Here is a 5,401-nt window from a genome sequence, read left to right as displayed (position 1 = left end):
CCCGGCCGGGAGCTCCCGGCCGCGCGCGTCGGCGCACACGTCGGTGAGCACGTCGGCGAGCACGGTGGCACCCCGCAGCGCGAGCGCGGTGCCGAGGCCGCTGAGAGGGCTCGCGCACCAGGCGCTGTCGCCCAGCAGGACGACGCGCCCCGACGACCACCTGTCCATCCGGACCTGGTCGTAGACGTCGAGCGCGAAGTCGTCGGCGACGCGCGCCGCCGCCAGGAGCTCCGGCGTGCGCCAGCCCTCGCCGGCGAAAGTCCGCTCGAGCAGGGCGAACCGCGCCTCGGCGTCACCGCGCGGCGGCAGGGAGGTGGCCGGGAACGTGAAGCCGACCTCCTGCTCGCCGGCGTGGCCGGGCCTCGCCTCGACCACCCGCGACCCGGGCAGGTTGAGCATGAGGAACCAACCGTCGAGGGGCGGGGTGGCCGGTGTCTCCCGCAGCGTGAACCAGGCGTGCGCGAGCCCCAGGGGCCGCAGGAAGGACTTCTCGGCCCCGAAGACGAGGCTCCGGACACTGGAGTGCGCGCCGTCGGCCCCGACGACGAGGTCGTAGACCTCGGGGGCGTGCTCGCGGAACTCCGCCCGCACCCCACGGTCCGTCTCGGTCAGGCCGGTCACGGTGTCCCCGAAGCGGTGCTCGGTGCGCGGACCGGACGCGCCGTGCAGCAGCCGGGCGAGGTCGGAGCGCAGAAGCTCTTCGCTCGAGACGAAGCCCGCGCCGCCGAAAGCCTCGACAGGCATCGCGGCGCGCCGGCCGCCCCGCTCGTCGATCCACGCGAGGCCGCGCTGCTCGACCGTGGCCACGAGCGCCGCGTCGAGGAGCCCGAGCCGGTCGAGCACCTCCCGGCTGTCCCCGCGCAGGTCGACCGTCTGTCCGCCGGACCGCAGGCCGGGCGCGATCTCCACGACGGTCACCTGCCACCCGGACCTGTCGAGCAGCAGCGCGAGCGCGTCCCCCGCGATCCCCGCACCCACGACCAGCACTCGGGGCATCACGCCCACCTCCGCTATTGATGCGACTGAAATTGCGTTTGCAACGTAGCGCGCCCGAGCCGCTGACGCAACAGCCGTTGCGTTAAGGTGGCCCCATGACCGACGTGACCGAGCCCGGCCTCCAGTCGACCGGCACCGTGCGTCCGGGCGGTCGCACGGCCCGGACCAGGGAGGCCGTGCACCGGGCGGTGCGCGAGCTGATGGCGGAGCACGGCGGCGAGGCTCCCGAGATCTCCGCGGTAGCGGCCCGCTCCGGCGTCCACGCGGCCACGATCTACCGCCGCTGGCGCACCCGGGACGCGCTCGTGCTCGACGTCGCGGTGGCCGACGTCAACGCCGCCTCACCGGTCCCCGCCACCGGCGACCTGCGCACCGACCTGCTCGCGTACACGCGCGGCCTGCTCGCTGCCTTCGACCGGCCCGGCGGTCTCGCCTTCGTCGACGCCCTGGTCCGGGCGTCCCGCGAAGCGCGCATGAGTCCCGAGCGCACCGAGGAGCTGCTGCGGCCGCGGCTCGACCTCTTTCAGCGGCTGCTGGACGCGAGCGGGACTATCGAGCTCGACCCGCTCGACCTCGTCCTGCTGCTCGTCGCGCCGGCGCACCTCGGCTCCACCCTCGGGATCACCGACGCGACCGACCTGGCCGCCGAACGGCTCGTCGACAACGTGCTCGACGTCGTCGCGGGCCGCCGGTCCCGGGCGCCGCGCCGGGGGTGACGCTCAGCGCGCCCGGACGACGCGCCCCTCGTCCCAGACGGGCTCGGGCGTCTCGCGCACGGTGCCGTCCTCGCCGAACACCAGGAACCGGTCGAACGAGCGCGCGAACCAGCGGTCGTGCGTCACCGCGAGGACGGTGCCGTCGAACGCCTCGAGCCCTTCCTGCAGCGCCTCGGCGCTGGCGAGGTCGAGGTTGTCGGTGGGCTCGTCGAGGAGCAGCGCGGTGCAGCCGGCGAGCTCGAGCAGCAGGATCTGGAACCGCGCCTGCTGCCCGCCCGACAGCCGGTCGAACGCACGGTCCGCGGCCACGGTGAGCTCGTAGCGGCGCAGCACGGACATCGCCGCGCCGCGGTCACGGGCGTGGTCGTCCCAGAGGATCTGCGTGAGCGTGCGGCCGAACAGCTCGGGGTGCGCGTGCGTCTGCGCGAAGACGCCGGGCACGACGCGCGCCCCGAGCCGCCACTCCCCCGTGTGCGCGACGTCGTCGCCCCCGAGGAGGCGCAGGAAGTGCGACTTGCCCGACCCGTTGGAGCCGAGCACCGCGACACGCTCGCCGTAGAAGACCTCGAGGTCGAACGGCTGCATCAGGCCGGTGAGCCCGAGCCGCTCGCAGGTCAGCGCCCGCACGCCGGTGCGGCCGCCGCGCAGCCGCATGCGGATGTCCTGCTCGCGCGGCGGCTCGGGCGGCGGGCCCGCCTCCTCGAACTTGCGCAGGCGGGTCTGGGCGGCCTTGTACCGGGCCGCCATGACGTCGCTCATCGTCGCCGCGCGCTGCAGCTCCCGGACGAGCTTCTTGAGCTGCGCGTGCTTCTCGTCCCAGCGCCGGCGCAGCTCCTCGAACCGCGCGAACCGCTCCCGGCGCGCCTCGTGGAACGTGGCGAACCCGCCGCCGTGCACCCACGCGTCGGCGCCGGACGGCGCGGGCTCGAGGGAGACGATGCGGTCGGCGACGCGCGCGAGCAGCTCGCGGTCGTGCGAGACGAACAGCACGGTCTTGCGGGTGGCGCGCAGCTGGTCCTCGAGCCACCGCTTGCCGGGCACGTCGAGGTAGTTGTCCGGCTCGTCGAGCAGCAGCACCTCGTCCGGGCCGCGCAGCAGCGCCTCCAGGACGAGCCGCTTCTGCTCGCCGCCGGAGAGCGTGCGCACCTCGCGCCACCGCGCCTGCTCGTACGGGATGCCGAGCGCGGCGACCGTGCACACGTCCCACAGCGTCTCGGCCTCGTAGCCCTGCGCCTCCGCCCAGTCGGCGAGCGCCTGCGCGTACGCGAGCTGCGCGGGCTCGTCGTCGACCTCCATGATCGCCAGCTCGGCGGCGTCCACGGCGCGCGCGGCGTCGCGCACCCGGGGCGGCGCGACGGAGACGAGCAGGTCGCGCACGGTCGACTCGTCGCGCACCGAGCCGACAAACTGCCGCATGACGCCGAGCCCGCCGGTCACGGTGACGGAGCCGGCCTGCGGCACCAGGTCCCCCGACAGCAGGCGCAGCAGGGTGGTCTTCCCGGAGCCGTTGGGCCCGACGAGCGCCGTGGCGCTGCTCTCGGGGACGCGGAACGAGACGTCGTCGAGCAGCGTGCGCCCGTCCGGCAGCACGTGCTCGACGTGCGCCACCTCCAGATGACCCATGCCGGGCACGCTGCCCGACCGCCGGTCCGCCCGCAAGGCATTTCCGCCCGCAGCCCTGCCCGCGACACGGACGACGGCGGCGACCTGTCGGCGCGGTGCTGTTGACTGTCCCCCGTGACCGATGCGAACCCCGGTGCCCCCGACCTGCCCGCCGACGTCTCCGACCTGACCTACGAGGAAGCCCGCGACGAGCTCGTCCAGGTGGTCGCCCGCCTCGAGGCCGGCAGCGAGCCGCTCGAGGCGTCCCTCGCCCTCTGGGAGCGTGGCGAGGCCCTGGCGGCCCGCTGCCAGCAGTGGCTCGACGGCGCGCGCGAGCGGCTCGCGGCGGCGCAGGCCGCCTCGTCCGCCGCCGGCGCCACGTCCGAGGCCGAGACCGACGAGGTCGACGAGTGAGCGCGCACGTCCTCGCGGTGGGCGAGGCCCTGGTGGACGCCGTGCACCGCCCGGACGGGACCAGCGAGGAGCACCCCGGCGGCAGCCTGGCGAACGTCGCGCTGACCCTCGGCCGGCTCGGTCGCGACGTGCGGCTCGCGACCTGGCTCGGTCGTGACGCGCGCGGCGACGACGTGCGAGCGTGGCTCGCCGAGTCCCGCGTCGCGCTGGTCGCCGGCAGCGACGGCGCGGACCGCACGAGCGTCGCGCAGGCGACCCTCGACGACACGGGCGCCGCCACCTACGAGTTCGACCTCGAGTGGCAGGTGCCCGCGGGGGCGGCCGCCGACGACGAGACGCTCGCGGTGCACACCGGCTCCATCGCCGCCATGCTCGCGCCCGGGGACGCCGACGTGCGCAGCCTCCTCGCGGCGGCGCGCGACACCGCGACGGTCACGTACGACCCCAACGCGCGCCCCGCGATCATGGGCGACGCCGACGCGGTGCGCCCGCGGGTCGAGGAGATCGTCACGCTCTCGGACGTGGTGAAGGTCAGCGACGAGGACCTGGCGTGGCTCTACCCCGGCCGCGACCCGCTCGACGTCGCCCGGGCCTGGCAGGCCACGGACCCGGCGGTCGTCGTGGTGACGTTCGGCGGCGAGGGCGCGACGGCGGTGACGGCGGCCGGCGAGGTCGCCGTCGCGGCCCCGCGGGTCGAGGTCGTCGACACCGTCGGCGCGGGCGACTCGTTCATGGGCGCCCTCCTGGACTGGTTGTGGGGCGCGGACCTGCTGGGCGCGGCCCGGCGGGACGCGCTGCGCGCCATCGACCGCGCGGCGACGGCACGGATGCTCGTGCGCGCGGTCGCCGTGGCCGCCGTGACCGTCTCCCGGGCCGGCGCGAACCCGCCGTGGCCCCGCGATCTCATCGGGCCGGACCGCGTGCGGGTCGGCGAGCACGGAACAGAGGAGCACTCATGACCCTGACCCCCACCGAAGCCTGGGCCCGGCTGCGGGCCGGCAACGGCCGGTTCGTCCGCGACGAGCCGGACCACCCCGACCAGGACGCCGTCCGCCGGCGCGAGCTGCGCTCGGTCCAGCACCCGCACACCGTGATCTTCGGGTGCTCCGACTCGCGGGTGGCGGCAGAGATCATCTTCGACCAGGGCCTGGGCGACGTCTTCGTCGTGCGGACCGCGGGGCACGTGGTCGACACGACCGTGCTCGGCTCCATCGAGTACGGCACGGAGGTGCTGCACACGCCCCTCGTGGTGGTGCTGGGGCACGACTCGTGCGGCGCCGTCGCGGCGACCGCGCACACCCTCGCGACCGGCGAGCAGCCCCCGGGCTTCGTGCGCGCCGTGGTCGACAAGGTCATCCCCTCGGTCGCGGAGCTCACGAGCCGCCACGGCGTCACCGGGCCGATCGACCCGGCCGTGCTGCGCACGGAGCACGTCAAGCACACCGTCGCGCTGCTGCGCGGCTACTCGGCAGCGATCGCCGCGGCCATCGACGAGGGCCGCCTGGCCGTCGTCGGCGTCGTCTACGACCTGGACGACGGCAGCGCGCACCTCGTGGCGGTCGACGGCGAGATCGGCGAGGAGCCGGCCGCCGCCTGACGGCGACGCGGGTCCCGCCCGCTCAGGCCCGTGCGGCGGCCGCCAGCAGCCGCCGCACGGTGCCGAGGGTGCGCGC

At 75.5% G+C, this 5,401-nt stretch carries 6 protein-coding genes; 4 read left to right on the top strand and 2 right to left on the bottom strand.

Annotated elements, in window-relative coordinates:
• Window positions 1-996: FAD-dependent monooxygenase (locus ACFWEK_RS18465; RefSeq protein WP_430554981.1), on the bottom strand; the 996-nt coding region annotated here is incomplete at its 3' end.
• Window positions 997-1,091: 95 nt separating this feature from the next.
• Between ACFWEK_RS18465 and ACFWEK_RS18460 the strand changes: the two genes are divergently transcribed.
• Window positions 1,092-1,712 carry a TetR/AcrR family transcriptional regulator gene (locus ACFWEK_RS18460; RefSeq protein WP_430554980.1) on the top strand — a complete coding sequence of 207 codons (621 nt, stop codon included), beginning with the start codon at window positions 1,092-1,094 and terminating at the stop codon, window positions 1,710-1,712.
• Window positions 1,713-1,715: 3 nt separating this feature from the next.
• Here ACFWEK_RS18460 and ACFWEK_RS18455 read toward each other — a convergent pair whose 3' ends face one another.
• A complete protein-coding gene (locus ACFWEK_RS18455; protein WP_430554979.1) occupies window positions 1,716-3,335 on the bottom strand; it encodes an ABC-F family ATP-binding cassette domain-containing protein in 1,620 nt (539 codons plus the stop codon).
• A gap of 114 nt (window positions 3,336-3,449) precedes the next feature.
• On the opposite strand from ACFWEK_RS18455, the gene ACFWEK_RS18450 reads away from it, so the two are divergent.
• The 3 genes from ACFWEK_RS18450 to ACFWEK_RS18440 are packed head-to-tail and all read left to right on the top strand — an operon-like array spanning window position 3,450 to window position 5,325.
• The gene (locus ACFWEK_RS18450) at window positions 3,450-3,728 is read left to right on the top strand and encodes an exodeoxyribonuclease VII small subunit (RefSeq protein ID WP_430554978.1); all 279 of its coding nucleotides are present in this window, start codon (window positions 3,450-3,452) and stop codon (window positions 3,726-3,728) included.
• Entirely contained in the window at window positions 3,725-4,687 is a 963-nt protein-coding gene (locus ACFWEK_RS18445; RefSeq protein ID WP_430554977.1) for a PfkB family carbohydrate kinase, read from the top strand. The genes ACFWEK_RS18450 and ACFWEK_RS18445 overlap by 4 nt, the downstream gene beginning before the upstream one ends.
• Entirely contained in the window at window positions 4,684-5,325 is a 642-nt protein-coding gene (locus ACFWEK_RS18440; protein ID WP_430554976.1) for a carbonic anhydrase, read from the top strand. The genes ACFWEK_RS18445 and ACFWEK_RS18440 overlap by 4 nt, the downstream gene beginning before the upstream one ends.
• Window positions 5,326-5,401: the final 76 nt, after the last annotated feature.

Source organism: Isoptericola sp. NPDC060257, from assembly GCF_042726645.1.
GTDB lineage: Bacteria > Actinomycetota > Actinomycetes > Actinomycetales > Cellulomonadaceae > Isoptericola > Isoptericola nanjingensis.
The sequence above is the reverse complement of the archived record's forward strand: the minus strand, read 5'-3'. Positions and strand labels throughout refer to the sequence as shown.